Genomic DNA, 25,820 nt, shown 5'->3' with positions numbered 1-25,820 from the left:
TTCCTTTAGGAGGCATTTGGCCTGCTCCGCCCTTCCGGCGACCGAAGACAACCTCCTTGGGGGGCCGCCCCCCCCCCTGGCCGCCTTCTTTCCCCCCCCCCCCCGGGGGGGGGGCGCCCACGACCGTCTCGTCCCACCCTGGGCCGGTGACGCGTCAGGAACGCGCTCCGGCCGACGACTGCCCGGACGCCGTCCTCGGCGAGGACACGGTGGTGGTGTTCCGTGCGTCGCGCCGCTCGCCCGCTCCTCCGCCTCGCGCCGGCCGGGGACGCTGGCCGTGGAGGAGGCGCCGACCGCGCTCGGCAGCCCGGTCGAGCGGGCACGGAGGCCGGGCACGCCGCACGGCGGCGATGTCCGCGAGGCCGGCGACACGGCGGGCGAGCGGACGAACGAGGTGCGCGCCGCGTTCGAGCCGCCGGCCCCCGCTCCCGTCGACATCCGCGGGTCCGACAGCCTCGAAGGGGACGTGACCTGCCTCTCCCTTCGGCCGCGCGACCTGCGCGCATGACCGCGTGTACGCGGCAATCGCGTATCCGGGCTTGGCTCCCGCCTTATCGCACCCTTAACCTACGGTCACGTAACCTACGAACCCGTAGGTACTACTCCCGTCCCCAGGAGCATCCGTGACACTCACCTCTCCCCATCTCGGCAGTTCGGAGGCGTGGACCGACGCCCGCTTGCTGTACGCGCTGGAAGAGGTGGTGGAGAAAGAACTCAACCGCCATCTCAAGGTCGCCAAGGACTGGATGCCGCACGACTACGTGCCCTGGTCCGACGCGCGCAACTTCCCCGGGTTCTTCGAGGACGGCACGGCCTGGGAGCCGGAGCAGTCCAAGGTGACCGACATCGGCAAGATCGCCCTCGTGGTGAACCTGCTGACCGAGGACAACCTCCCCAGCTACCACCACGAGATCGCCAGCCTCTTCGGCCGCGACGGCGCCTGGGGCACCTGGGTGCACCGCTGGACCGCCGAGGAGGGCCGCCACGGCATCGTGATGCGCGACTACCTGCTCGCCTCCCGCGCCGTCGACCCGGACAAGCTGGAGCAGTTCCGGATGGCCCACATGGCGGAGGGCTTCGAGTCGGACAACCGCCACTCGATGCTGCACTCCGTCGCGTACGTCGCCTTCCAGGAGCTGGCGACCCGCGTCTCGCACCGCAACACCGGCCACCAGTCGGGCGACCCGGTCTGCGACCGGATGCTGGCGCGGATCGCCACCGACGAGAACCTGCACATGGTCTTCTACCGCAACCTGCTGGGCGCGGCCTTCCAGATCGCGCCGGACCTGACCATGCAGGCCGTACGCGACGTGGTCGTGCAGTTCCGGATGCCGGGACACGGCATGCCCGGTTTCGAGCGCGCCGCCGCGCAGATGGCGATCGGCGAGATCTACAACATGCGGATCCACCACGACGACGTCCTCCAGCCGGTGCTGCGCTATCTGAAGGTGCTCGACATCGACGGGCTCGGCCCCGAGGGCCTCAAGGCGCAGGAGGAGCTGGGCCTGTACATGGGCGGGCTCGACTCGGAGGCCAGCAAGTTCGACGAGAAGCTCGCCGCCCGCAAGGCGCGGATGGCCGCGCGCGCCGCGCGCTGACCCGGTCGGGCGTGTCCGGGCGTCACCGCCCGCGGCCCGGACGCCCGAGCGCCGGACTCACGGCCGGTCCGCGGTCACCACGGCCTCAGCACCCTGCCCACCAGGGTGTGCCGGCGCCGAGGGGGAGCTCCCCACGGGTGTTCGAATCCGGCATCGTACGCTTTGCGGCGTGAAGCCTGTCACCCGTCTCTTCCTCATAGGCGCCCCGATCGTTGTCGTCGTCTCCGTCATGGTCGGCGGAGGCGACGATTCCGGGGTGCTGGCCGACAATCCCCCGCGGAGCGCGGCGAGCGCCGCTGCTCCCAATCCCCTCGCCTCCGGGAGCGAGGACGAGAAGGCGGAGCTGGAGGAGCGGATCAGGAAGCTGCCGCCCGGTCTCGCGGCCCCCGACAAGAAGGAGACGGCCGCCCGGATCGTGGCGAGCGCGGAGAACTCCACGCTGGACTGGCGCGACCAGTACGACGCGATCGAGGACCTGGACGACGGCAACGGCTACACGGCCGGGATCATCGGATTCTGCTCGGGCACCAATGACATGCTCCAGCTCGTCGAGGCGTACACGGAGCAGCACCCGGACAACCCGCTGGCCTCGTACCTGCCCGCGCTGCGGGAGGTCGACGGCACGGATTCGCACGAGGGGCTGGACCCGGGGTTCACGGAGGCATGGGCGGCGGCGGCCGGGGATCCCGCCTTCCGCGCGGCTCAGGACAGCACACGGGACCGGCTGTACTTCGACCCGGCGGTCCGGCTCGCAAAGATGGACGGCCTGGGCACGCTCGGTCAGTTCATCTACTACGACGCGATGGTCCTGCACGGGCCCGGTCTCGAAGCGGGCGGCTTCTACGGCATCCGGCAGGCGGCGATGGAGGAGGCGAGGACGGCGGCCGAGGGCGGCTCCGAGAAGGAGTACCTCGACGCCTTCCTCGACGAGAGCCGGGCCGTGATCCGGACGAAGGTCACGCGGACCCAGCGGGACACCTCGCGCGTCGACACGGCGCAGCGGGTCTTCCTCAGGGACGGCAACATGGACCTCACGCTGCCGCTGCGATGGAAGATGTACGGCGAAACGTTCCAGCTTCCCGCTTCCTGACCGGTCCTGATCCGCGGCTGACCGGGGGCGACCGGTCCGCCCTGGCCGGGCCGACCGGGTGAACCGGCCTCCGTCTCAGGCGACTTCGGCCGTCCGGGTGCCGCCGCCCGCGCGGCGCAGACGCTCGCGCTCCTTCTCCGACAGACCGCCCCACACCCCGAAGCGCTCGTCGTTGTCCAGGGCGTACTCCAGACACTCCCGCCGCCCCGCGCAGGCACCGCAGAGCTGCTTGGCCTCGCGGGTCGACGAGCCGGGGGCAGGGAAGAAGAACTCGGGCCCGGTCTGGGCGCACAGGGCGCTCTCCTGCCAGGCGAGCTCCTGCCCCGTGCGCCCGGTGATGCTGGTGAGGGAGTTCATGGGATTGATCGGCATGGCACACACGCTGCCTGGTGCCGATAAACATTCGATCAACGGCCTGATGGGCAAGGGCCGGAGTGACGCCCGACCGCGCTCACGCGTCCTGCGAGGCACCCTGCATGAACGCCAGACGCGCGCCGTACGGGTCGCTCACCACGGCGAACCGGCCGACACCCTCGATGTCCGTGGGCTCCTGGACCGTCGTGCCGCCGAGCCGGTCCGAGGCCGCCACCGCAGCATCGCAGTCGCCCGTGCCGAAGTACAGGAGCCAGTTCGGCCCCGTCGCGACGGAGCCGGGAACGGCGTCCATGGGCACGATCCCCGCGAACATGCCCTCCGAGCCCTTACCGGCCGGGTGGACCATGATGTAGTCGCCGCCGCCTCCCGGCATCGGCATGGTGGTGGTCTCCCAGCCGAACGTGGCGCCGTAGAAGCCGGTGGCGGCGGTCGTGTCCGGGGTGGACAGCTCGGCCCAGCAGAGGCTGCCCGCGGCGTCGACGGCCTCCAGGCCGGTGTTCCTGCCCGGCTGCCAGGTGGCGAAGTGCGCCCCGGCCGGGTCGGCGCAGAGCGTCATCCGGCCGAGGTCCTCGACGTCCATCGGCTCGTTGACGACCGTGCCGCCGTGGTCCTTCACGGCCGACGCGGTGGCCGTGGCGTCGGAGGTCTGGAAGTAGAGCGTCCAGGCCGGCGGGGCCTGCTCGGCCGGGAGCTGCATGGCCCCGGCGACGGTCTTGCCGTCGGACTGGAACATCCCGTAGCCGCCGAACTGGGGCCCCGCTGATACGTGGTTCCAGCCGAGGACGCCTCCGTAGTACGTCTTGGCGCCCTCGATGTCCGGCGTGGCGAGATCCGCCCAGTTCGGTGAGCCTTGCACGTAACGGGTGGTGAGCATCGTCGCTCCTTCGTGAGGCCCCCCGCGTTGGCCCTCCCGAGTCTGCTACCGATCGGGCCCCCTCGCATGTGTACGCGGGGTGCCCGCCGGGCGGTCCGCTGGGGCACCACCCGGCGCCGGACTCCGCCCGTCAGTGCCCCGCGTGGCCGCCCTGGGCGCTCGCGCCCTTCGCGTCCTTCGCGCCCTTCTTGGCCGCTGTCGGGTGGTGCGGCTCGTACCCGGGGATGGTGCCGTCCGGCTTGGCGATCAGGAACAGGCCCGCCATGCCGTTGTCGGAGTGGCTCTGCACGTGGCAGTGGTACATCCAGGCGCCGGCTCCGACCCCCTCCCCCGCGATGATCTGGAGTCCGAAGGAGTCCGCCGGTCCGGTGATCTTGTTGTCGATGATCCGGCTGGTGTCACCCGGACCGCTGAGCAGGCCGGTCCTGTTGTCGGCCCAGCGATGACCGTGGATGTGGAACGTGTGGTAGAACTCGCCGTGCGTGATCATGATGACTTCGAGCCGGTCTCCCACGGTGGCCTCGAAGTTGGGGCTCTGGGCGCCCGGCAGATTGTTGATCTGCATGTCGTTGAAGACGATCGTGAACTGCTTGTCGGGCAGGATGTCACCCTCCCGGCGGACCACCAGTCCGCCGTAGAGCCCCTGCCGAATGCCGCCCGTGCCGTGGTCCGTTCCGACGACATGGTCGTGGTAGTGCCAGTAGCCCGCGCTGCCCTCGCGGTACGTGCCGTCCGCGCGCTTGCCGGGCTTGTGGGTGCGCCAGGTGTACGTGCGCTTGCCGCCAGGCGGTACGTGACTCTTGTTCATACGGGTGCCGTCGTTGGCGATGTCGTAGTCCACGCCGTGCACATGGAGGCTGGCGTCGACGTCCGTCAGGTTGGTGAACTCGATGTGGACGGTGTCGCCCTCGACGATGTCGATCAGCGGACCGGGGACGGTCGCCTTGCCCTTCTCGAAGCCGTAGCCGATCTTCCCCGTGCCCAACCGCTCGGCCACCATCGTGAGATGGTGCACCTTGCCGCCGGCGGGTGCCCGCTTCGGGCCCGCCGCCGCGGCCATCGGCGCGGGGGCTGCCGAGGCAACGGACAACGATGTCACGCCAGTTGCCGCGACCGCGCCGCCGGCCACCAGGCGCCGGTTGAAACTCCTTCTGTCCATCGCCATGCCGAACTCCCCACGTGCGGTGCTGAGACTTTCGGGACAGAGTGAAGCCCCGGGACGGCCACACGGTAACTCGGGGATCTTCGTTTATCCACACTCAGGACAAAGTTAGTTCCATTCCGGTGATACCTCTTGGCTCACCGCCCAAAGAGGTCTAGCTTCACGCCTGTTGCTGTGACCAAAGATGGGTGGGTGAACACATGCAGCGCGTACCACATCGCCGGTCAAGATCCCGGCGCGCAATGGCCGCGGCCGTGGTGGCCGGGACGATGGCCGCGTCTCTGCTAGGCGGAAACGCGATGGCGGGTCCGTACCCGGAGCCGCCGTCGACAACGTTGTCCCTTCCCTCGCCGCCGGGCGGCAAGGACGTGAAGGTACTCGTCTTCTACGGCTCGACCACCGAGGAATCCCCGATCGTCAACGCCGGGATCGAGGCCATCGAGAAGATCGGCCTCTCCGGCCCCGCCGCACAGCGGTTCAAGACCGAGACCAACGGTGACGGTTCGGTCTTCACCAACGCCACCAAGCTCGGCAAGTACAACGCGGTCGTCTTCCTGACGGGCGGCGGCGACGTACTGGATCCCGAGCAGGAAGCGGGACTCGAAGCCTTCGTCGAGGCCGGCGGAGGCTTCCTCGGCATCCGGGACGCGGCGCGCACCGAGCCGTACTCCGACTGGTTCACCGGACTGATCGGTGCCCGTCCCGCGTCGAACAGCCCGGACTCAGTCCAGCGCGCGACCGTCGAGGTGGGCGACCGCCAGCACCCCGCGACCAAGAACCTGCCGAAGGAGTGGAAGCGCTCCGACAAGTGGTTCAACTGGGAGAAGAACCCGTCGGGCGACGTGCACACCGTGGCCCGGCTCAGGGAGAGCACCTACAAGCCGGGTGAGGGCGCCAACGGCGCGGACCACCCGATCTCCTGGTGCCGCGACTACGACGGCGGCCGGTCCTTCTACACGGGCATGGGCGCCACCGTCGACTCGTACTCCGAGGCCGACTTCCGCGACCACCTGCGCGGCGCACTCCAATGGACCACGCGGATCTCGCGCGCCGACTGCAAGGCGACGATCGACGCCAACTACGCGGCGGAGCGCGTCACTCAGCCCAACAAGCCGGGCGAGTCGGACCAGATCGGCGAGCCGCACGGCACCGTCGTCGCGCCCGACGGCCGGGTCTTCTACATCGGCCGCGGCGGCGGCGACAACACCCAGCCGGTCGTGACCGACTGGGCGAACCCGGACATCGGCAAGGGCGAGGGCCAGATCCACGTCTACGACCCGGAGACCAAGAAGGTCACCAAGGCCGGCGGCCTGACCATCTTCGGCAACAAGGGCGGCGGCGACGAGCTGGTCAAGAACGAGGAGGGCCTGCTCGGTATCGAGCTGGACCCCGACTTCATGACCAACGGCTGGGTGTACCTGCACTACACGCCGCACTCCGAGATCAACCGCGACACCCGGATGGCAGAGCGCCGCGTCTCCCGGTTCACGCTGGACCTGGCGACGAACAAGCTCGACCTCGCCACCGAGAAGACCCTGCTGGCCTGGCCGGTGCAGATCAACAGCTGCTGCCACTCCGGTGGCGGCATGGCCTGGGACTCCAAGGGCAACCTGTACATCGCGACCGGGGACAACAACTCCTCGCAGTTCAGCGATGGTTACTCGGGCAACAACCCGCAGCCGAACTACAAGGGCGTCTCTTTCGCCGACGCGCGCCGTACGGCCGGTAACACCAACAACCTCAACGGGAAGATCCTGCGGATCCACCCTGAGGACGACGGCACGTACACCCTGCCCGACGGCAACCTCTTCACGGGCGAGGAGACCGCCGAGGGCGGCGACAAGACCCGCGGCGAGATCTATGTGATGGGTGTGCGCAACCCGGCTCGCATCTCGGTCGACAAGAAGACCGACACGCTGTACGCCGGCTGGGTCGGCCCCGACGCGGGCGCCCCGAGCACCACCTGGGGCCCGGCGAAGTACGACACCTTCGCCGCCATCACCAAGGCGGGCAACCAGGGCTGGCCGTACTGCATGGGCAACAAGCAGCCCTACCGCGACCGCAACCTGCCGGACCCGACGAAGCCGCTGGGCTGGTACAACTGCGACGCGCCGAAGAACGAGTCCCCGAACAACGACGGGCTCGTGAACATCCCGCCGGTCACCGGCAACACCATCTGGTACTCGCCCCAGGGCGGCGCGCCGGACTACCCGCGTGACGCGAACGGGGTCCCGAGCTACAAGGCGGAGGAGGCGACCTACCTCCTCCCGTGGCTCAAGGGCGGCGGTCAGGCGACCATGAACGGCCCGCTCTACCGGTTCGACGCGGAGAACGCGACCGCCGAGAGCTGGCCGTCGTACTGGGACGGCAAGTGGTTCGTGGGCGACTTCTACGACCAGACACAGCCGCGGCACGCGGTCGAACTCGACCCGAGGACCGCGGGCAAGGGCGGACTGCCCGTGCACGCCGAATCCCTGAAGAAGATCATTCCGGTCGGCGACACAGGCATCCGCAACCTCATGGACTGGAAGTTTGCTCCGGACGGCTCGCTCTACGTCCTCGACTACGGGCGTGGCTTCTTTACTTCGGACGCGAAGTCGGCACTGTGGCGTGTGACCTACAAGGGCGGCGAGGCCACTCCCGCCGCCGCGGATCTGGCAAGGAAGGCGGCGCAGTGAGACAGGGTGGCGCAGCGAGAAAACGACCTCTGCATCTGTGGACGGCCCTGCTGGGCTCGTTGATGCTGGTGCTGGGGCTGACCTCCACACAGGCATACGGACGCGAGGACAACCGGCGGTCCGCGGCGGACCAGGTACTGACCTGGACCGCGGGCAACTCCACCACGGAGTACCTGACGTTCCCGACGACCGCCGTCGCGGGTCCCGCGACGATCGTCTTCGAGAACAGCGCGGCCACCGGCAACACCACGTCGATGCCGCACACCGTCACGTTCGACACGTCGAATCCCGACTACAACAACGACGTGACGCTCAACCTGATGGCCAGCCCGGACGACGCGCAGGGCGGCAAGCAGACGGCCGAGGTCAATCTGACCCCGGGCACCTACCGGTACTTCTGCACGATACCGGGACACGGCATGATGACCGGGATCCTCACGGTCACCGAAGGTGGCGGTGGTGAGGACACCACCGCGCCCGAGACCGCGGTGAAGATCGACGGCGATCAGAACGAGGCCGGCGCCTACATAGGCCAGGCGTCGGTGACGCTCTCCGCCACCGATGCCGGATCAGGTGTCGACACGATCGAATACGCGGTCGGGGCCGACGGCGAATGGCAGCTCTACACCACGCCCGTGGTGGTCAACACCGTCGGTGAACACGCGATCAGATACCGGGCCACCGACAAGGCGGGCAACGTGGCCGCCGAGAAGACGGCCGAGTTCGAGGTCGCCGCACCGCCCACCGACGACACCACCGCGCCGGAGACCTCGGCGACGGTGACCGGCGAGCAGGACGCGAACGGCGACTACCTCGACATGGCCACGGTCACCGTGACCGCGTCGGACGCCGGTTCCGGTGTCAACAAGATCGAGTACGCGATCGGCGCCGACGGGGCCTGGCAGCTCTACGAGGCGCCGGTGATGGTCCACGAGGTGGGCACGCACAAGATCCGTTACCGCGCGACCGACAAGGCCGGCAACGCCGCGGCCGAGAAGGCCGTCGACTTCACCGTGGTCACTCCCCCGGCGCAGGACACGACCGCGCCGGTCTCCACGGTGGCGGTCACCGGTGACAAGAACTCCGACGGGGCGTTCATCACGAGCGCCACGGCGACCATCAAGGCCACGGACGACGACTCGGGTGTCGAGAAGATCGAGTACTCGCTCGACGGCGGTCCGTACCTCGCGTACACCAAGCCGGTGATCGTCGACGCGGTGGGCTACCACAAGCTCGCGCACCGTGCGACGGACAAGGCGGGCAACACCTCGGCGGCCAAGGAGGTCACGTTCACCATCGCCAAGGGCGGTGGCGTCCCGGCCCCCAACTGCCCCGAGTACGACGTACGTCTGACGGTCATCGTCGGCGCCGTCGACACGGGCGTGCCGAACCGACTCACCACCAACCGGTGCACGATCAACGAGCTGATCGAGGACGAGAAGGACTGGTCCTCGCAGGCCCTGTTCCTCAAGCACGTCGAGACGGTGCTGACGAAGCTCAAGTCGGACGGTGTCATCGACCAGCGCGAGTTCACGAAGATCACCAAGGCGGCCAGGCAGTCGAAGATCGGCCGGCCGGGTCAGACGACCGGCTACCGCGCGCTCTTCGACGGCACGGACGCCACCTTCTCCAAGTGGGCCCAGGTCGGCGGCGGCAAGTTCTCGCTCACCGAGGACGGTGCGATGACGAGCAGCACCACCGTCGAGGGCATGGGCATGCTGTGGTTCCCGGAGCGGAAGTACGACGACTTCTCGCTGAAGCTCCAGTTCCGTGACGACGCGCCGGGCACGGGCAACGCCAACGGCGGTGTCTTCGTGCGCTTCCCGAACGTCAACGGTCACCCGCTTGAGAGCCGGCCGGAGTGGGTCGCCATCAACTACGGGCACGAGGTCCAGATCCTGGACCGCCCCGACGGCGACATGTACAAGACGGGATCGATCTACGGCTTCGACCGCGTGGGTCTGGCCGGGGCCGCCGTCACTCCGAAGGGCACCTGGAACGACTACGAGATCAAGGTGGTCGACCAGCACTACACCATCCTGCGCAACGGTGTGGTGATCAACGAGTTCGACAACATCGGCGGCCAGGAGTTCACTCCCCCGCGCGATGGTGACGTGGGGACCGACGGCCGGCGGTACTCGTCGGGCTACGTCGGGCTCCAGGTGCACGGCACGACGGACGTCATCTCGTACCGCGACATCCGGATCAAGCAGCTCTGACGCCTCTGTAGGAGGCTGAGCCGCAGAAGTGCCCCTTCCCGCACGGGAGGGGGCACTTCGCCGTTCCAGGGGTCTACCGGTCCTCCGGAGAGGCGTCCCGCGCCCGGCTGGGCTGGACGCGCTTGGGTTCGCCCGGCATCTTCGGATAGTCCGGCGGATACGGCAGATCGCCGTGGCCGTGGTCCCGCTCGTCCCGCGCCGCCAGCTCCAGCAGGCCCTCCAGGCCGAACGCCTCGGCGTCCATGCCGGCGTGCGCGTCCCCGATCTCGGCGAAGCGGGTGCGCATCGTCATGATGTCGAAGTCGCGCGGCGCGACGTCGTCCAGCTCCTCCCAGCGCAGCGGCGCGGAGACCGTGGCGTACGGGTTGGGGCGTACGGAGTAGGCCGAGGCGATGGTGCGGTCGCGCGCCGTCTGGTTGTAGTCCACGAAGATCCGCTCGCCGCGCTCCTCCTTCCACCACGCCGTGGTGACCCGGCCCGGCATGCGCCGCTCCAGCTCCCTGCCGACGGCGATGGCGCAGCGCCGTACCTGGGTGAAGGTCCAGCGCGGCTCGATCGGCACGAAGACGTGCAGACCGCGTCCGCCGGAGGTCTTGGGCCTGCCGTTCAGGCCCTGCTCGTCCAGGAGGCCGTGCAGCTCGTGGGCGGCCCCGACGGCGTCCTTGAAGCCGGTGCCCGGCTGCGGGTCCAGGTCGATGCGCAGTTCGTCGGGATGCTCGGTGTCCTCGCGCCGCACGGGCCAGGGGTGGAAGGTCAGGGTGCCGAGGTTGGCCGCCCAGAGGACGGCGGCCGGTTCGGTGGGGCAGATCTCGTCGGCGGTGCGTCCGCTGGGGAAGGCGATACGGGCGGTGGGGATCCAGTCGGGCAGGTTCTTGGGCGCCCGCTTCTGGTAGAAGGACTCGCCGGCGATGCCCTCGACATAGCGCTGGAGGGTGGTCGGCCGGTCCCGCAGGGCGCGGGTGATGCCCTCCCCCACCGCGATGTAGTACTGGGCGACGTCCAGCTTGGTGAAGCCCCGCCCGGGAAAGTAGATCTTGTCCGGGCTGGACAGCCGCACCGCCCGCCCGCCGACTTCCAGCTCCACCGCCGCGCCCTTGCTCGCCATACGCGCCACCGTAGGCCGGGCTCCCCCGGCCCGCATATCGGGCGGACCGGCCTGCTCCCGAGCACAATCGGACGCATGGATCTGCCGGTGATGCCTCCGATGAAACCGATGCTGGCCAAGTCCGTGGCGAGAATCCCGCCCGGTATGCAGTACGAGGCCAAGTGGGACGGCTTCCGTGCGCTGATCCACCGGGACGGCGACGAGGTGGTGATCGGCAGCAGGAACGGCAAGCCGCTGACCCGGTACTTCCCGGAGCTGGTCACCGCCTTCCTGCGTGAGCTGCCCGAACGGTGCGTGGTCGACGGCGAGATCGTGATCGCGTACGAGGGGCGGCTGGACTTCGACCGGCTGAGCGAGCGCATCCATCCGGCGGATTCCCGGGTGCGGACGCTCGCCGAGCGGACCCCGGCCAGTTTCGTCGCCTTCGACCTGCTGGCGCTGGCGGACCGGTCGCTGCTGGACACCCCGCAGTCCGAGCGCCGTGCGGCGCTCGTGGAGGCCCTCGGGGGCGTGGCGGCCCCCGTCCATCTCGCCCCGGCCACGACGGACCAGGAGCTGGCCGAGGAGTGGTTCCGGCGCTACGAGGGCGCCGGGCTGGACGGGGTGGTGGCGAAACCGCTGGATCTGCCGTACAGGCCCGACGTCCGCGTGATGTACAAGATCAAGCACGAGCGGACGGCGGATGTCGTGGTGGCCGGATACCGCCTCCACAAGAGCGGCCCGGTCGTCGGCTCCCTGCTGCTCGGCCTGCACGACGCGGCGGGGACGCTTCAGCACGTGGGGGTGTGCGCCGCGTTCTCCATGAAGCGCCGGGCCGAGCTGGTGGACGAGCTGGCCCCGCTGGTGATGGATTCCGCCGAGGGGCATCCATGGGCGGCCTGGGCACGGGAGTCGGCCCATGAGAGCGCCAGGCTGCCCGGCGCGCCGAGCCGCTGGACGGGGAAGAAGGACCTGTCGTGGACAGCGGTGCGGCCGGAGCGGGTGTGCGAGGTGGCCTACGACCACATGGAGGGCGACCGCTTCCGGCACACGGCGCAGTTCCGCCGCTGGCGCCCGGACCGGACACCCGGGGAGTGCACGTACGCGCAGCTGGAGGAGCCGGTGCGCTACGACCTGGCGTCGGTGCTGGCGTCGGGGTGACGCCGGCGGGGCCCGCTACTCCACGAAGGTGCCCTCGACATAGACCCAGGCGCCGCCGTGCCGCTCGAAGCGGCTGCGTTCGTGGAGGGCGCCCTCCTCGCCGCGCCGGGTGTAGCGGGCGCGGAAGGTGACGGTGCCCGTGGTGTGGAAGGCGCTGCCTTCCGTGGTGGCCAGGATCTCCAGGGCGGCCCAGCGCATCGCCGGGTCGAGGTCGACCCGCGACGGGCGGGTGGCGGGATGCCAACTGGTCAGCAGATACGGCTCGTTGCCCACCGCGAAGGCGCTGTAGCGGGCGCGCATCAGGCGCTCGGCGGTGGGGGCGGCGGCGGTCGCGGCGTGGAACCGGCCGCAGCACTCTCCGTAGGAGGAGGGCAGGCCGCACAGGCAGGGCGCGGCGTCGCGGGAGGCGGGTGAGGTCGCCGCGGCGCGGGCGTTCGAGGAGGTGCGCGTGGGGCGTGTGGGGCGTCGGGCCATCCGTACATTGTGCCCGGCCGCGGTGGGGCCGGCGGACGGGGAGGAGCCCGCGACGGGCGGGTGGCGGAGCGGCCGGGGCCGGGAAACGCCTCGGCGCCGCGCACCCCCCGAGAGTGCGGCGGCGCCGAGGCGCTTGCTGTCCGGACCCCCGCCGGTCCGGACCGTGTGGGTCCCGTTGTCCCGCCGTCCGGCGGACGGCCCGGAGCGGGGCTCGCGGGCCGTCCGCGGTGCGGGCCGTCAGGACCGCGGAGTCGTCAGGGCTTGCGGGCCACGCCGACGAAGCCGGGGATGAGGCCGTCGCCCGGTACGGGGACGACCTCGCCCAGCTCCGGGCGCCACTCGGCCACCAGGGCGATCCCGGGGTCGACCAGCTCCAGGCCGTCGAAGAAGTGCCCGACCTCCGCACGCGAACGCAGGGCGAGCGGCACGCCCTTCGCCTTGTAGAGTTCGGCGGCCTTCTCCGAGTTCTCCGGGTCGTAGTCGCCCGTGACGTGGGAGATCACCAGATAGCTGCCGGAGGCCAGCGGCTCCAGCAGCTTGCGCACCAGCTCGTGCGCGCCGTCCTCGTCCGGGACGAAGTGCAGCAGCGCGATGAGCGACAGGGCGACCGGCTTGTCGAAGTCCAGGATCTTGCCGGCCTGTTCGACGATCCGGTCGGGTTCGCGGGCGTCGGCCTGGATGTACTCGGTCAGGCCCTCGGGGCTGCTGCGCAGCAGCGCCTCGGCGTGCCGCAGCACGATGGGGTCGTTGTCGGTGTAGACGACGCGCGAGTCGGCGGCGACCTCCTGCGCGATCTGGTGCAGGTTGGGCTCGGTCGGTATCCCCGTACCGATGTCGAGGTACTGGCGCACGCCCGCGGTGTCGCCGAGCCAGCGGGTGGCCCGGTGCATGAACGCCCGGTTGCATTTGGCCATCTCACGGCCGAGCGGGTTGAGTTCGAGGAGCTGGCGTGCCATCTCCTCGTCGACGGGATAGTTGTCCTTGCCGCCGAGGAACCAGTCGTACATCCGGGCCGGATGCGGCCTGCTGGTGTCGATGGGGTCATGCCCGGTCATGTGCACTCCATGAGGCTCGGCGTCGCTGGCGGGGAATTGCGGCAAGGAACAGGTGGGTTCAGATCCGATCAGGCGCGATCGGCTCTTACCAGGCGGGATCCGGCCGATCCGGGCGAACGGTTCGCGTCATTCCGGGTCACGTCTGATCACTGGGGGATACCGGTGCGATCGGGCCGGGCGGTCCAGATCGGTCAGGTCAGGTCAGCAGGAAGTCGGCCTGGCCGGACTTGGCACCTTGGATGAACGCGGCGATCTCACCGTGGGTGTAGATCAGCGCGGGGCCGTCAGGGTCGTTGGACTGGCGCACGGCCACCCTGCCGTCGGCCAGCTTCATGGCCTCGATGCAGTTGCCGCCGTTCCCGCCGCTCCACGGCTTGTGCCAGCCTTCGGCGCCGAGGTCGGTGGCGGGCATGCCGTTGTATATCGGATCCATTCACAGCTCCTTGCGGACATCCTTGAGGATCTCCTTCGTGCGTTGTGCAGTTGCAGCCTGAGCCGCCATGCGGTCCATGACCTCGAGGTGGGTCGCCACCTCGGGACGCGCGTCGAGGTAGACGGCGCCGGTCAGGTACTCGCTGTAGATCATGTCGGGCAGTTCGGGCATGGCGAAACGGAAGAGCACGAACGGCCCGTACGTTCCGGGGTGGTGTCCGGAGGAGAACTCCGCGATCTGAAGCGTCACATTGGGCATCTCGGACGCCTCGACGAGCCGGTCGATCTGCTCGCGCATGATCTCGGGCGTCCCGACGGGACGGCGAAGCACCGTCTCATCCATGATCACCCACAATTTGGGTGCGTCCGACCGCGTGAGCAGGGACTGGCGCCGCATCCGCAGTGCCACGTGCCGGTCGATGGCGTCCGGCTGGACCTGCCCCACGGCGCCGGCGTGCATGACCGACAGCGCGTAGCCCTCCGTCTGGAGGAGCCCCGGCACGAAGTGCGGCTCGTACGCCCGGATCAGCGAGGCGGCGCCCTCCAGGCTGACGTACATGCTGAACCAGTCCGGCAGGATGTCGTGGAACCGCTGCCACCAGCCGGGCTTGTTGGCCTCCTCGGTCAGCTCGACGAAGGCGTTCGCCTCGTCCTCGCCGACTCCGTAGGCGCGGAGAAGGACCTGTACATAGGGGACTTTGAGCGTGACCTCGGCGGTCTCCATGCGGCGGACGGTGGCCGACGCCACCCGCAGAATCCGCGCGGCTTCCTCGCGTTTCAGGCCGGCTCGCTCGCGCAGATCCATCAGGCGTTTGCCGAGTACGACCTGTCCCACGGTCGGGGCAGACCGCGGTTCACTCACTGGACCTCCCCATGCACGGTTCCCAGCAGTGTGCCATGCGCTTGCCAGTAAGAACACGGCACTCTGGAAATTTCACAGTGCTACTTGCCAAGTGTCTCGCACGGGTGGAGAGTGTTTCGGTGAACCAGTTCATGCAGTTGTCGTGCTCCGCCCGGAGGTTCCGCACGGTGGCTGCTTCCCCACCGTTAGGAATCGGTCGTGGCACCTGGTAACGCGCTCTCCCCCACACTGATGACCGTGTGCCCTGGCAACGTTGTCCGCCGCTACGGTTTCGCACTTCCCGCCCGTGCCGAGTCGGTCTGCCGTGCCAGACAGCTCACCCAGACCCGGCTCGACCGGTGGGGTACCACGGCCGAGACGCGCGAAACGGCGATTCTCATCGTCTCCGAACTGGTCACGAACGCCGTCGTGCACGCGCCCGGCGACCATGTCATCTGCGAACTGCGCGAAGAGAACGGGCGTCTGCGCATAGCGGTCGAGGACCGGGGTTTCGGCCCCACGGGTCCTCAGCTGCACCGGGTGTCCGACGACGAGGGCGGGCGTGGGCTGCTCCTCGTGGAAGCGATGAGCAGCTGCTGGGGAACGCACGACACCTCCGGCTACGGCGCGGGGCGTGTCGTGTGGGCGGAGTTGCCGCACGAGGCGGGGCAGCCATGTTGATGGGTGCGATGCGCCGGTTCGCCCGCGGGCTGCGTGACGAGCGGAGCGGCTTCGCGCAACTGCCGCTGCCGCCGACCCTGCCCGCCTCGCTCGGCTGTGACGCGGTGGGCGTCCCGGCCAGGCACGGGTTCCGGCTGATGGGCCGGCTGCCCAGTACCGGCTGCGTCTTCGCCGACACCGAGTGGTGGTGGTGGATCGTCCCGGCCGGTTCGGACCTCGACCTGGACTGGCCCCTGCCCGCGCGCTACGTCTCCGGGACGCGGGTCCCCGCCCGGCAGCCCCGGCTGATCCACTGGCCGGACGCCCCCACGCCGTACACCCCGCCGATCCCCTTCTATCTCATGGTCTGTCAGCTCACCGGCACGACACCGATGTGGGAGGCGCGGCGCCAGGGAGAGATCCCGGTACGGCAGCGCGGCTGACACCGCCCTCCGGTGAAGGGCCGGCGGTCCCCGCACCACAACTGCCTGGAAGGGACATGCGTCTCACGGGACCGGCCGGCTGTCCGGATTCCGATCACATAGGCTCGACCGCACCATGAAGAACAACCACACATCGCTCGGTCCCAAGGCCGACAAAGAGACGGTGCGCCGGCACAATCTGAGCCTGGTGCTGCGCGCCGTGCGGGACGAGGGTGAGGCGACCAGGGCCGGTGTGGCGGCGCGGGTGGGACTGACCCGGGCCGCGGTGTCCTCGCTGGTCGAGCAGTTGCTGGACAGCGGATTCCTCTCCGAGTCGGGCAAGACGTTCAGTGGCCAGGCGGGGCGGCCCGGCACCGTGCTGAAGGTGACGCGCTCCGGCCCGGCCGGCATCGGCGTCGAGATCAACATCGACTACGTCTCGGTGTGCGTGGTCGACCTGTCGGGCACCGACCGCGTACGCCTCACCGAACACCTCGACAACCGCGGCGCCGCCCCGGCCGAAGTCCTGGCCCGTGGCGCCCGGATCGCCGCGCGCACCCTCGACTCGGCCGCCGAGCAGGACCTGTCGCCGGTCGGGGTGCAGCTCGCGCTGCCCGGTCTGGTCTCCGGCGGCACGGTCCGCCAGGCGCCGAACCTGGGCTGGAACCGGGTGCCCGCGGAGGAGTTGTTCGGGCGGGCGCTGGCCGAGGCCCGGCCCGCAGTGCCGCCGCTGCCGGTGCGTTCGGAGAACGAGGCCAATCTGGCGGCGCTCGCCGAGCTCTGGTTCGGCGGCCTCGGCGGGATCCGCAGCTTCCTCTATCTGTCGGGCGAGATCGGCGTCGGCGGCGCGCTGGTGCTCGACGGTGAACTCCTGCGCGGCGCCAACGGGTTCGCCGGTGAGATCGGCCATGTGGTCGTGGACGCCGACGGGCCGCTGTGCCGGTGCGGCTCACGCGGTTGCCTGGAGCAGTACGCGGGCCAGTCGGCGCTGCTGCGGGGCGCCGGGCTGGACGAGAACGCCGGGGTGCCGGGCGTCGCGGAGCTGGAGACCCTGGCCGGGGCCGGCGACAAGCGCGCGATCGCCGCCATCGGCGAGGCCGGCCGGATGCTGGGGCGGGTCCTGTCGGGCGCGGTGAACCTCTTCGACCCCGACGCGGTGGTGCTCGGCGGGATCTACCGGAGCCTGATGCCGTGGCTTTCGCCGCCCGCCGACGGCGAGTTGACCGACCGGGTGGTCTCCGGCCTGTGGCCGCACGACAGCGGCAGGCTGCGCGCGTCGTCCTCGGCGGGGGACGCGGCCCGTGGCGCGGCGGCCCTGGTGGTCCGCGCGGTCCTGGCGGACCCGGTGGCGTACGCCGACCGCACGAGCGCGTAGCGCGCGGGGTCCGGCGCGCCGGCGAAGTACCGGGCGACGCCCGCGAGTCCGGCGGGGCGCGCCTTCTTCTGGAGGTCCCGGGGAGGCCCCGCCGCTCCACGACGGCGCGGGGCGGGGCGCCCGGCGGCCTCCGCCGAACGTCCCGCCCCTGGGTGGTGACCGCGCGTCACGCGGACGGTGCGGAGGACCCGGTCCTCCTCCCGGCCTCGGCCGGACCGTCCGCCGACGACGTCACCCTCGGTGCCCCGCTCCCCCTTCGGCGCAGCCCCGGTCGTGGCTCCGGCATCCCTGGGCGACGGCCACACCGGTGGGCCCGTCACCGACGGGAATGGTGGTGGTGACGGTGTTCGTCCGGGTGTCGATCACCGAGACGGTGTTGGAGAGTTGGTTGGGGATGTAGGCGCGGTCGCCCTTCGGGGTGAAGGCCACCCCCCGGGGCCAGGTGCCGACGGTGATCGTGGTGGAGACCGTGTTGGTCCGGGTGTCGATCACCGACACCGTGCCGCTGTTGAGGTTGGTGACGTAGACACGCCGGCCGTCGGGGGTGACGGCGACGCCGTTGGGGAGGTCGCCGGCGGGGACGGTGGCGACGACGGCGTTCGTCTTCGTGCTGATCACCGACACGTTGTCGCCGGTGGCGTTGGTGACGTAGACACGCTGCCCGTTCGGCGTGACGGCCAGGTTCCCCGGCCCGTCACCGACGGGAATGGTCGTGGTGACGGCGTTCGTCCGGGTGCTGATCACCGACACGGTGTCGCCGAGGTCGTTGGCGACGTAGACACGCTGCCCGTTCGGCGTGACGGCCACACCGAAGGGCCCGTCACCGACGCGCACAGTGGTCGTCACGGCGTTCGTCCGGGTGCTGATCACCGACACACTGTCGTCGGCGAAGTTGGTGACGTAGACACGCGCACCGTTCGGCGTGACGGCCACGCCGACGGGCCCGTCACCGACAGGGATGGTCCGGGTGACGGTGTTCGTCCCGGTGTCGATCACCGACACACTGTCGCCGTTGTTGTTGGTGACGTAGGCGCGGCGGCCGTCCGGGGTGACGGCGACGCCGAGGGGGCGGTCGCCGACGGGGATGGTCGTGGTGACGGTGTTCGTCCGGGTGTCGATCACCGAGACGGTGTCGTCCTCGACGTTGGCGACATAGGCGTGGGCGGGCTTCTGGTGCGCGGGGTGGTCGTGCGCGGCGGCGGGCGAGGCGACGGCGAGTGGGACCGCGAGGCCCGTGAGCAGCGCGAGTCCTGCCCAGGCCCGCGCGACCGCGCCCCATGAGCGCTCACCGCCGTGGCGTCGCCCGGTGATTCTTCGTTCCGGCGTTTGCTGTACCGCGATCTCTGACACGAAGACCTCCTGAAGTGACTCGATGCCGAACCGGCGATGGCTGCGGCCACGCCAAGTGCCGGTATCCCCACAAAGGCTCCGGGATCGCGTGTCTGAGGCTGGATGGACGAGCCGAATCCCACCTTCGGCCCTCGTCCAACGGAGGACGCCCCGCGGGGGTCGCGGGGCGTGGGCCCTCGCTACGGAGGGCGGAGTCCGGTGACGCGCACACGCGGGGCGGACCGGCGGTGGGGGCCGTCCCGCGTGTGCGGTCGTGTCAGGACTCGGTCGTGTCAGGACTCGGTCGCGTCAGGGCTCGGTCGTGTCAGCGCCGGATCAGCGGGCGCCCAGGAGGTGGTCCATGGCGAGCTGGTCGAGGTGTTCGAACGCCATGCCTCGGCTCGCGGCGGCCGCCACGTCGAAGTCCTCGTAGGCGCCCCGGTCGGCCAGCAGGCCGGTCAGCCCGTCGGCGGCGGTCGGCTGCGCCAGCTCGTCCAGGCGCGCGGCGCGCAGCGCCTCCTGGACCTCCGGGTCCGCGCGGAAGGAGGCGGCGCGCTCCTTGAGTATCAGGTAGTTGCGCATGCAGCCGGCGGCGGACGCCCACACCCCGTCGAAGTCCTCGGTGCGCGGCGGCTTGAAGTCGAAGTGCCGCGAGCCGTCCCAGCCCGCCGACTCCAGCAGGTCCACCAGCCAGAACGCGGCGCGCAGATCGCCGGCGCCGAAGCGCAGGTCCTGGTCGTAGCGGGTGCCGTGCTGGCCGTTGAGGTCGATGTGGTAGAGCTTGCCCGCCCACAGGGCCTGCGCGATGGCGTGCGGGAAGTTCAGCCCGGCCATCTGCTCGTGGCCGGTCTCGGGGTTGACGCCGTACAGCTCGGGGCGCTCCAGGCGCTCGATGAAGGCGAGCGCGTGGCCGACGGTCGGCAGGAGGATGTCGCCGCGCGGCTCGTTCGGCTTGGGCTCGATGGCGAACTTGATGTCGTACCCCTGCGAGACGACGTACTCGCCGAGCAAGTCGAAGCCTTCCTTCATCCGGTCCAGCGCCAGACGCACGTCCTTGGCGCCGCCGGACTCCGCGCCCTCCCGGCCGCCCCAGGCGACGAACTTCTTGGCGCCAAGCTCGGCCGCCAGGTCGAGGTTGCGCAGCGTCTTGCGCAGCGCGTAGCGGCGGACGTCGCGGTCGTTCGCCGTGAAGCCGCCGTCCTTGAAGACGGGGTGGGTGAAGAGGTTGGTGGTGACCATCGGCACGACGAGCCCGGTGGTGTCGAGCGCCTGCCGGAAGCGCTTGATGTGCGCCTCGCGCTCGGCGTCTGACGAGCCGAACGGGATCAGGTCGTCGTCGTGGAAGGTCACCCCGTAGGCGCCCAGTTCGGCGAGGTGCTGTACGGACTCGGTGGGATCGAGCGCCGGGCGCGTCGCGTCACCGAACGGGTCCCTGCCTTGCCAGCCGACCGTCCACAGACCGAAGCTGAACTTGTCCGAGGGGGTGGGAGTGAAGCGTTCCGTCATTTCTCAGGCCGCCTTCGATACCTCAGGTCCGGCAGGTGCAGACCTTTTTGTTTCCTGACATGACTAATAATGCACGTCCGGGTGGACACGGAAAAGACCCCGTGTTCAACCAACCCTGTTCGAGGCGTCGAACACCCCCTTCAGCAAGGAAATGACATCAGTACCTGCCGGATGCACGACAACATCGCGTAATTTGTTGGCCTGCGGTCAAAATCCCGCCGCAAGCCCGGAATCAGGAAGAGGTACGAGCGTGCCGCACAGCCAGGTGGTCATCGGCGTCGACAGCTCCACCCAGTCGACCAAAGCGGCGTTCACCGACGCGGCGACCGGACGGCTGCTCGCCGTCGGGCGCGCCCCGCACCGGGTGACGGGCGAGGCCGGGGCGCGGGAGACCGACCCCGAGGTGTGGTGGCAGGCGCTGCGCGAGGCCGTCGCCATGGGGTTGAAGGAGTCCGGCGTCCCGGCGTCCGCCGTCACGGGCATAGCGGTCGCCGGCCAGCAGCACGGCCTGGTGGTGCTGGACGCGGCCGGGAAGCCGCTGCGGCCCGCACTGCTGTGGAACGACACCCGCTCGGCCCCGCAGGCCACCGCCCTCACGGAGGCGCTGGGCGGGCCGGAGGCATGGACCGCCAGGACCGGATCCGTGCCCGTCGCCTCCATGACGGCCGCGAAGTGGCAGTGGCTCCGGGAGAACGACGCCGCCTCCGCCGACGCGGCGGCGGCCGTCCGGCTCCCCCACGACTTCCTCACCGAACGCCTCGCGGGCACGGCGGCCACCGACCCCGGTGACGCGTCGGGGACCTGCTGGTACTCCACGGCGACCGGGGCGTACGACCCCGAACTGCTCGCGCTCGTCGGCCTCGACGCGTCACTGCTGCCGGCCGTCGCCCCGACCGGCGCCGCGCGGGTCGGCTCGCTCACCGCCTCCGCCGCCGAACAGCTCGGTCTGCCCGCCGGGATCGCGGTCGCCGCCGGGACCGGCGACAACATGAGCGCGGCCGTCGGCCTCGGCCTCGGCGGCGCCGGGCTGTTGGACCACCCCGTGCTGAGCCTCGGTACGTCCGGCACGGTCTTCGCCGCCACCCGCACGCGGCCCGCCTCGGCCGCGCTGTCCGGTTTCGCGGCGGCCGACGGCACGTACCTCCCGCTCGGCTGCACCCTGAACTGCACGCTCGCCGTCGACAAGGTCGCCGAACTGCTGCGCCTCGACCGCGAGGACGTGGCACCCGGCGGCGAGGCGGTCCTGCTGCCCTACCTCGACGGCGAACGCACCCCCGATCTGCCGACCTCGGCCGGTCTGCTGACGGGGCTGCGGCAGGACACCACGCCACAGCAGCTGCTCGGCGCCGCGTACGAGGGCGCGGCGTACACGGTCCTGCGGGCGCTGGACGAGGTACTGCGCGCCTGCGGTCTCGACCCGGCGGACCCGGTGGCGGCGAACCGGCCGCTGCGACTGGTGGGCGGCGGCGCCCAGGGCCGCACCTGGGTGGAGACCGTACGGCGCCTCTCCGGGCGCCCGGTGATCGTGCCGGAGAGCGGCGAGCTGGTCGCGCTCGGCGCGGCGGCGCTGGCGGCGTCGGCCGCCGGCGGCGGGGACCCGGTGGCGATCGCCACCGCCTGGAAGACCGGCGACGGCCCCGAACTCCCGCCGGTGGAACGCGACATGGCGACCTGGGAACGCGTCGGGTCGGTGCTGGACCGGGCGGCGCCGAGTCTGCTGTCGTAGGGCGTTCAGCGGGGCCCGCGGGGCGGGTGGGACAGCGGTGTACGGCAGTGCCCGGCCCCCCGTCCGCCCCGCCGGCCCCTGTCCCGCAAGGCCCTCTGCACCACTCTCTCGAACCGTCCGGAACGGCGGCTGATCGCGGCCGGGGCGGTGACGTGATCGTGGTCGTCCTGATCGCGCGGCCGGTCGCCCAGGGCGCGTTCCGAGCGTCCCGCCGGCCGCGCTCACCCGCCCACCGGCAGCTCCACGCGCCCCATCGCCCTGCCGAACTCCTGTGGCGTGGACCGGCCGGCGAACAGCTTGCCCACCTCGGTGAGCAGCGGATCGCGCCAGGCCGGGTGCACGGCTCTCTCCCAGCTGACGGTGAAGTCCGGGGCCTTCCTCACCAGGTCGTACTGGAACCGGGCGAACTCCGGGTACGGCGCGTGGCCGAGCAGCTTCGCCGCGCCGCTCGTGGCGGGGACCTCCCCGGCCCGCAGCAGGGCCTGGCTGTGCGCCGTACCGGTGAACTCCTTGAGCAGGGCGACGGCGGCGAGCCGGTTCACGGTGCGCTCGCTCATCGTCAGATAGCCGGCCGGGGTGCCCAGCAGACTCCCCGGCCGCCCCTTGCCCCGCTCGACCGCCGGGAACGGCACCCATCCCAGGTTCCTGCCGGTGAACGACGGGAAGGCACGGGCGAGTTCCGTGTGCTGCGCGGACTCCGCCAGGAGCAGGCCGGCCCGTCCCCTGGCGAGCAGCGCGGCGGCGGCGCCACCGGTAGCGGTTGCGCCGCCGTCGGCGCCGAACGCACCGCTGTCGAGCAGGGAGGCGATCTCCCGCGCGGCACGCAGCACGGTCCGGTCGTTCCACGCGGAGTTGTCACCGGACCGGACCCGGTCCGCGACCTCCGGGCCGCCGATGCGCTCCACCAGGTACTCCAGCCATCTCGCCGCGGCGGCGGGATCGGACCCGGCCAGTGCGACGGGTACGACGCCCGCGGCACGCAGCCGGGCCGCGGCCTTCTTCAGGGCGGACCAGGTGGCGGGCGGTTCGAGGCCGAGATCCGCGAACAGGGCGCGGTGGTAGAACAGGACGACCGGCCGGGTGCCGCGCACCGGGATGCCGAAGGGGCGGAGGTTGACGGCACAGCCCTCCAGGACCCCCGGCAGCAGCCGCTCGCCGAACTCGGGGTACTCCTCGGTGAGGTTGTACAGGTCGACCAGCCGGTGCTCCTCCGCGGAGACGCGCACGGCTCCGGGGTTCCAGGTGAAGAGGAGGTCCGGGCCACGGTCGCCGCCCTCCAGTGCCCCGTCCAGCGCGCGGGCGTACGACGGCGCCGGGGCGTCCCGGAGTTCGGCGGCCCCCTCCGCCCGCGCCCCGGCGGGTGACTCGTTGAAGCGGCGGACGGTCGCCGCGTGGATCCGCGTGGTGGCGTCCTCGGGCACGAGGACGACGAGGGGCTCGGCGGCCGGGCCGCGGTCGGCGGAGCCCGAGTCGCACCCGGCCGCACCGGCGCCGAGCACGGTGGACGCCCCGGCGCCGAGGAAGCTCCGTCTGGTGAGGGACACGGCCCGGTCTAGCAGCCGTGCCACTGCCGTGAGCCGGTCATGCCCACGTGGGTGTGGTCGTTGTGACCCGGGAAGCCCTGGCCGAGGATCTCCCTGAACCCGGAACTCTTGGCGCCGTTGTGCAGCTTGCAGCGCCAGGTCTGCGTGCCCGGCATGTCCGCCGCGTCCCCGTAGGTGTGCCGGCTGCCGGAGACACCGCCCACGGCCGCGTTGCAGCTGTTCGAGCGGAAGCCGCTGGAAATCGGGACCGGGCTGCCACCGAGCTTCTTGCGCAGCGCCTCCAGCTTCCACATGCTCTTGCGGGCGTTTGCCTTGGCGGCGGTCGCCGACACCGCGCCGCCCGCCCAGGTGGAGTTGCACTTGTTCCACTCGGCGTACGAGAAATGGATGGGCGTGCAGTCCGAGTCCTGGAGCGAGTAGATCTTGTCGACCGTCTGGCTGCCCGCGATCCCGTCGGCCTTGAGGCCGTACTCCGCCTGGAACTTACGGACCGCCTCCTTGGTGCGCGCGCCGTAGACCCCGTCGGTCGACAGCACCTCGCCGCTGTCCACGAACCCGGCGACACGGACCTGAAGACGCTCCACCGAGGTGCCCTGGCTGCCCTGCTGCAAGGGCAGGCCGGTGATCGGCTGGCCGCAGTTGGACGCGGCCTGCGCGGAACCGGCCGTGACGGTCACACCGGCGACCGCACCCGTCGAGATCATGACAAGCGCGAGCGAGGTGTGCAACGCGTTTCTGAACACGGCGACTCCTTTGTCGGTAGGGGCTGTTCATGCGTTCATGCGTTCATGCGTTCGTGCGCGGTGGACGGGAGGACGGGCGACGGCACGGCGCGGACCGGAGGCGCCCGGAGACGGACGGGGGTGGGGTCCCCCGGCGGGCCGCATCGAAGGGTCGGCCGGTGGCCCGCCGGGGTCTTCAGGACGGCAAGGGCACCGACAGCCGCTCGGCGGTACGGCCGGGCCGCCCGGTCGGAGCAGGCGCTCGCGGCGGCCCGGTCGACCCGGCAGGCCGTGCCGCCTCCGCGTCGCGGACGCCGGCCGGGGCGGCGAGACCGGGGGCGGGCGTGCGCCGGACGGGACCGCGCTTCGCCATGGCGTCTCCAGTGCTCGTGGGGGTCTCTGCTCGCCGAGGCGGCCACCGGGGCGAGTGACGTCACGCGCCCCGACGACCGGTGTCGGCCTCGTACGACGGGCACGGTAGTGGGGCCGGATCGCCGGGTGTGACGGTCGTTCGCCCCACAAAGGGGCCCGGTGACAGCTCAGTTCGACGATCGGGGCTGGTGCTCAGCCCGTCGTCAGGCCCGACGCCGACTCCGTGAGGGCGTCCAGGACCGGGCGGATCAGCGGGTGGTGCTCCGCGCCCCTGCGGACCGCCGCGAAGACCCGGCGGGTGGCGGGCGGGCCGGAGACCGGGCGGACGACCGTGCCCTTCAGCTCCATCCCGCGCAGCGCCGAGCGCGGCACGAGCGCCACCCCCGCGCCCGCGCCCGCGAGGGCGACCACCGCGCGGAAGTCGTCCGAGGAGTGCACCAGGCGCGGTTCGAAGCCCGCCAACTCGCAGGCGAGGCGCATCACTTCATGACAGGGGTTGCCCGGGTAGGGGCTGATCCAGTCGCTGTCCGACAGCCCGGCGAGTGGGACCTCGGTCTCGTGGCGCAGCGGATGCCCCTCGGGCAGTACCGCGTCGAACGGCTCGGCGTACAGCGGTACGCGTGACAGCCGCGGGTCGTCCTCGGTGGGGGCGCCCCGGTACTCGACGGCGAGCGCGACGTCCGCCTGGCCGTCGAGCAGCAGGGGCAGGCTCTCGTCGCCCTCGGAGTCCCGTACCCGTACGCGGATGCCGGGGTCCGACGTGGCGAGGTGCGCGACGGCCGGGGCCAGCACCTCGGCGATCCCCGTGGCGAAGGCGGCGACCGTGACCTCGCCGGCCGCTCCGCCCGCGTACGCCGCCAGCTCCGCCTCGGCCCGCTCCAGCTGGGCGAGGACCTCGTGGGCGTGTGTGAGGAGGATCTCCCCTGCGGCCGTCAGCCGTACGCCCCTGCCGCTGCGGGTCAGCAGCGCGTGGCCGGTCTCCTGCTCCAGTGCGGCGAGCTGCTGGGAGACGGCCGACGGGGTCAGATACAGCGCGGCGGCCGCGGCGGTCACCGTACGGTGGTCCGCCACGGCTCGCAGGATGCGCAGACGCCGGGGGTCGATCACCCGCCCATACTGCC

Annotated in this window: 23 protein-coding genes; 10 read left to right on the top strand and 13 right to left on the bottom strand. The window is 70.9% G+C overall.

What is annotated here, in order from left to right:
* The first annotated feature begins 277 nt into the window (after window positions 1–277).
* The 3 genes from ACZ61E_RS29280 to ACZ61E_RS29270 all read left to right on the top strand — a co-directional run bounded on the left by ACZ61E_RS29280 (window position 278) and on the right by ACZ61E_RS29270 (window position 2,688).
* On the top strand, window positions 278–508 hold the full coding sequence (locus tag ACZ61E_RS29280) for a hypothetical protein (RefSeq protein ID WP_469703063.1): 231 nt from the start codon (window positions 278–280) through the stop codon (window positions 506–508).
* A 115-nt stretch (window positions 509–623) separates the two neighbouring features.
* Entirely contained in the window at window positions 624–1,598 is a 975-nt protein-coding gene (locus ACZ61E_RS29275; RefSeq protein ID WP_469703061.1) for an acyl-ACP desaturase, read from the top strand.
* Window positions 1,599–1,827: 229 nt separating this feature from the next.
* Window positions 1,828–2,688, top strand: a complete 861-nt coding sequence (locus ACZ61E_RS29270; protein ID WP_469703068.1) for a chitosanase — start codon at window positions 1,828–1,830, stop codon at window positions 2,686–2,688.
* 75 nt (window positions 2,689–2,763) lie between these two features.
* Here ACZ61E_RS29270 and ACZ61E_RS29265 read toward each other — a convergent pair whose 3' ends face one another.
* The 3 genes from ACZ61E_RS29265 to ACZ61E_RS29255 form a co-directional block, all read right to left on the bottom strand.
* Window positions 2,764–3,060: a WhiB family transcriptional regulator gene (locus ACZ61E_RS29265; RefSeq protein WP_469703060.1), complete on the bottom strand. Its 297-nt coding sequence runs from the start codon at window positions 3,058–3,060 to the stop codon at window positions 2,764–2,766.
* 79 nt (window positions 3,061–3,139) lie between these two features.
* Window positions 3,140–3,937 carry a VOC family protein gene (locus ACZ61E_RS29260; RefSeq protein WP_469703059.1) on the bottom strand — a complete coding sequence of 266 codons (798 nt, stop codon included), beginning with the start codon at window positions 3,935–3,937 and terminating at the stop codon, window positions 3,140–3,142.
* Window positions 3,938–4,067: 130 nt separating this feature from the next.
* A complete protein-coding gene (locus tag ACZ61E_RS29255) occupies window positions 4,068–5,096 on the bottom strand; it encodes a multicopper oxidase domain-containing protein (protein ID WP_469703066.1) in 1,029 nt (342 codons plus the stop codon).
* A 203-nt stretch (window positions 5,097–5,299) separates the two neighbouring features.
* On the opposite strand from ACZ61E_RS29255, the gene ACZ61E_RS29250 reads away from it, so the two are divergent.
* Together ACZ61E_RS29250 and ACZ61E_RS29245 are read left to right on the top strand one after the other, a co-directional pair.
* Window positions 5,300–7,777, top strand: a complete 2,478-nt coding sequence (locus ACZ61E_RS29250; RefSeq protein WP_469703065.1) for a ThuA domain-containing protein — start codon at window positions 5,300–5,302, stop codon at window positions 7,775–7,777.
* Window positions 7,778–7,839: 62 nt separating this feature from the next.
* The gene (locus ACZ61E_RS29245; RefSeq protein ID WP_469703064.1) at window positions 7,840–9,996 is read left to right on the top strand and encodes an OmpL47-type beta-barrel domain-containing protein; all 2,157 of its coding nucleotides are present in this window, start codon (window positions 7,840–7,842) and stop codon (window positions 9,994–9,996) included.
* 73 nt (window positions 9,997–10,069) lie between these two features.
* Here ACZ61E_RS29245 and ligD read toward each other — a convergent pair whose 3' ends face one another.
* Window positions 10,070–11,101, bottom strand: a complete 1,032-nt coding sequence (ligD, locus tag ACZ61E_RS29240) for a non-homologous end-joining DNA ligase (RefSeq protein WP_469703057.1) — start codon at window positions 11,099–11,101, stop codon at window positions 10,070–10,072.
* Between the two features lie 75 nt (window positions 11,102–11,176).
* Between ligD and ACZ61E_RS29235 the strand changes: the two genes are divergently transcribed.
* Window positions 11,177–12,241 carry an ATP-dependent DNA ligase gene (locus ACZ61E_RS29235; RefSeq protein ID WP_469703056.1) on the top strand — a complete coding sequence of 355 codons (1,065 nt, stop codon included), beginning with the start codon at window positions 11,177–11,179 and terminating at the stop codon, window positions 12,239–12,241.
* A 15-nt stretch (window positions 12,242–12,256) separates the two neighbouring features.
* On the opposite strand, the gene ACZ61E_RS29230 is transcribed toward ACZ61E_RS29235, so the two are convergent.
* From ACZ61E_RS29230 to ACZ61E_RS29215, 4 genes are all read right to left on the bottom strand, one after another.
* On the bottom strand, window positions 12,257–12,715 hold the full coding sequence (locus ACZ61E_RS29230; protein WP_469703055.1) for a YchJ family protein: 459 nt from the start codon (window positions 12,713–12,715) through the stop codon (window positions 12,257–12,259).
* Window positions 12,716–12,969: 254 nt separating this feature from the next.
* Complete coding sequence (locus ACZ61E_RS29225) at window positions 12,970–13,770, bottom strand: SAM-dependent methyltransferase (protein WP_469703054.1); 801 nt, start codon at window positions 13,768–13,770, stop codon at window positions 12,970–12,972.
* 196 nt (window positions 13,771–13,966) lie between these two features.
* Window positions 13,967–14,203: a DUF397 domain-containing protein gene (locus ACZ61E_RS29220; protein WP_078074169.1), complete on the bottom strand. Its 237-nt coding sequence runs from the start codon at window positions 14,201–14,203 to the stop codon at window positions 13,967–13,969.
* Window positions 14,204–15,064: a helix-turn-helix domain-containing protein gene (locus ACZ61E_RS29215; RefSeq protein WP_469703053.1), complete on the bottom strand. Its 861-nt coding sequence runs from the start codon at window positions 15,062–15,064 to the stop codon at window positions 14,204–14,206.
* A 198-nt stretch (window positions 15,065–15,262) separates the two neighbouring features.
* Between ACZ61E_RS29215 and ACZ61E_RS29210 the strand changes: the two genes are divergently transcribed.
* The 3 genes from ACZ61E_RS29210 to ACZ61E_RS29200 all read left to right on the top strand — a co-directional run bounded on the left by ACZ61E_RS29210 (window position 15,263) and on the right by ACZ61E_RS29200 (window position 17,500).
* Entirely contained in the window at window positions 15,263–15,724 is a 462-nt protein-coding gene (locus ACZ61E_RS29210; RefSeq protein WP_469703052.1) for an ATP-binding protein, read from the top strand.
* A complete protein-coding gene (locus tag ACZ61E_RS29205; protein ID WP_469703051.1) occupies window positions 15,718–16,146 on the top strand; it encodes a hypothetical protein in 429 nt (142 codons plus the stop codon). The genes ACZ61E_RS29210 and ACZ61E_RS29205 overlap by 7 nt, the downstream gene beginning before the upstream one ends.
* A gap of 115 nt (window positions 16,147–16,261) precedes the next feature.
* Window positions 16,262–17,500: an ROK family transcriptional regulator gene (locus tag ACZ61E_RS29200; RefSeq protein ID WP_469703049.1), complete on the top strand. Its 1,239-nt coding sequence runs from the start codon at window positions 16,262–16,264 to the stop codon at window positions 17,498–17,500.
* 231 nt (window positions 17,501–17,731) lie between these two features.
* On the opposite strand, the gene ACZ61E_RS29195 is transcribed toward ACZ61E_RS29200, so the two are convergent.
* Together ACZ61E_RS29195 and xylA are read right to left on the bottom strand one after the other, a co-directional pair.
* A complete protein-coding gene (locus ACZ61E_RS29195) occupies window positions 17,732–18,850 on the bottom strand; it encodes a YVTN family beta-propeller repeat protein (protein WP_469703048.1) in 1,119 nt (372 codons plus the stop codon).
* 315 nt (window positions 18,851–19,165) lie between these two features.
* Window positions 19,166–20,335, bottom strand: a complete 1,170-nt coding sequence (xylA, locus tag ACZ61E_RS29190; RefSeq protein ID WP_469703046.1) for a xylose isomerase — start codon at window positions 20,333–20,335, stop codon at window positions 19,166–19,168.
* A gap of 250 nt (window positions 20,336–20,585) precedes the next feature.
* Between xylA and xylB the strand changes: the two genes are divergently transcribed.
* The gene (xylB, locus tag ACZ61E_RS29185) at window positions 20,586–22,061 is read left to right on the top strand and encodes a xylulokinase (protein WP_469703044.1); all 1,476 of its coding nucleotides are present in this window, start codon (window positions 20,586–20,588) and stop codon (window positions 22,059–22,061) included.
* Window positions 22,062–22,282: 221 nt separating this feature from the next.
* Here the strand turns inward: xylB and ACZ61E_RS29180 are convergent, their stop codons facing one another.
* The 3 genes from ACZ61E_RS29180 to ACZ61E_RS29170 form a co-directional block, all read right to left on the bottom strand.
* The gene (locus ACZ61E_RS29180; RefSeq protein ID WP_469703043.1) at window positions 22,283–23,629 is read right to left on the bottom strand and encodes an ABC transporter substrate-binding protein; all 1,347 of its coding nucleotides are present in this window, start codon (window positions 23,627–23,629) and stop codon (window positions 22,283–22,285) included.
* Window positions 23,614–24,348: a D-Ala-D-Ala carboxypeptidase family metallohydrolase gene (locus ACZ61E_RS29175; protein WP_469703041.1), complete on the bottom strand. Its 735-nt coding sequence runs from the start codon at window positions 24,346–24,348 to the stop codon at window positions 23,614–23,616. The genes ACZ61E_RS29180 and ACZ61E_RS29175 overlap by 16 nt, the downstream gene beginning before the upstream one ends.
* 543 nt (window positions 24,349–24,891) lie before the next feature.
* Window positions 24,892–25,806: a LysR family transcriptional regulator gene (locus ACZ61E_RS29170; RefSeq protein ID WP_469703039.1), complete on the bottom strand. Its 915-nt coding sequence runs from the start codon at window positions 25,804–25,806 to the stop codon at window positions 24,892–24,894.
* Window positions 25,807–25,820: the final 14 nt, after the last annotated feature.

This window comes from Streptomyces sp. NPDC104581 (assembly GCF_055583685.1).
Note: the sequence above shows the minus strand (reverse complement) of the source record. Positions and strands in the feature narration are given on the sequence as shown.

What these genes read in the sequence shown, in the direction of transcription:
- ACZ61E_RS29270 (WP_469703068.1), top strand. Translation starts at nt 1,828, where the DNA reads ATGGTCGGCGGAGGCGACGATTCCGGGGTGCTGGCCGACAATCCCCCG.
- ACZ61E_RS29265 (WP_469703060.1), bottom strand. Translation starts at nt 3,060, where the DNA reads ATGCCGATCAATCCCATGAACTCCCTCACCAGCATCACCGGGCGCACG.
- ACZ61E_RS29260 (WP_469703059.1), bottom strand. Translation starts at nt 3,937, where the DNA reads ATGCTCACCACCCGTTACGTGCAAGGCTCACCGAACTGGGCGGATCTC.
- ACZ61E_RS29255 (WP_469703066.1), bottom strand. Translation starts at nt 5,096, where the DNA reads ATGGACAGAAGGAGTTTCAACCGGCGCCTGGTGGCCGGCGGCGCGGTC.
- ACZ61E_RS29250 (WP_469703065.1), top strand. Translation starts at nt 5,300, where the DNA reads ATGCAGCGCGTACCACATCGCCGGTCAAGATCCCGGCGCGCAATGGCC.
- ACZ61E_RS29245 (WP_469703064.1), top strand. Translation starts at nt 7,840, where the DNA reads ATGCTGGTGCTGGGGCTGACCTCCACACAGGCATACGGACGCGAGGAC.
- ligD (WP_469703057.1), bottom strand. Translation starts at nt 11,101, where the DNA reads ATGGCGAGCAAGGGCGCGGCGGTGGAGCTGGAAGTCGGCGGGCGGGCG.
- ACZ61E_RS29235 (WP_469703056.1), top strand. Translation starts at nt 11,177, where the DNA reads ATGGATCTGCCGGTGATGCCTCCGATGAAACCGATGCTGGCCAAGTCC.
- ACZ61E_RS29230 (WP_469703055.1), bottom strand. Translation starts at nt 12,715, where the DNA reads ATGGCCCGACGCCCCACACGCCCCACGCGCACCTCCTCGAACGCCCGC.
- ACZ61E_RS29225 (WP_469703054.1), bottom strand. Translation starts at nt 13,770, where the DNA reads ATGACCGGGCATGACCCCATCGACACCAGCAGGCCGCATCCGGCCCGG.
- ACZ61E_RS29220 (WP_078074169.1), bottom strand. Translation starts at nt 14,203, where the DNA reads ATGGATCCGATATACAACGGCATGCCCGCCACCGACCTCGGCGCCGAA.
- ACZ61E_RS29205 (WP_469703051.1), top strand. Translation starts at nt 15,718, where the DNA reads ATGTTGATGGGTGCGATGCGCCGGTTCGCCCGCGGGCTGCGTGACGAG.
- ACZ61E_RS29200 (WP_469703049.1), top strand. Translation starts at nt 16,262, where the DNA reads ATGAAGAACAACCACACATCGCTCGGTCCCAAGGCCGACAAAGAGACG.
- xylA (WP_469703046.1), bottom strand. Translation starts at nt 20,335, where the DNA reads ATGACGGAACGCTTCACTCCCACCCCCTCGGACAAGTTCAGCTTCGGT.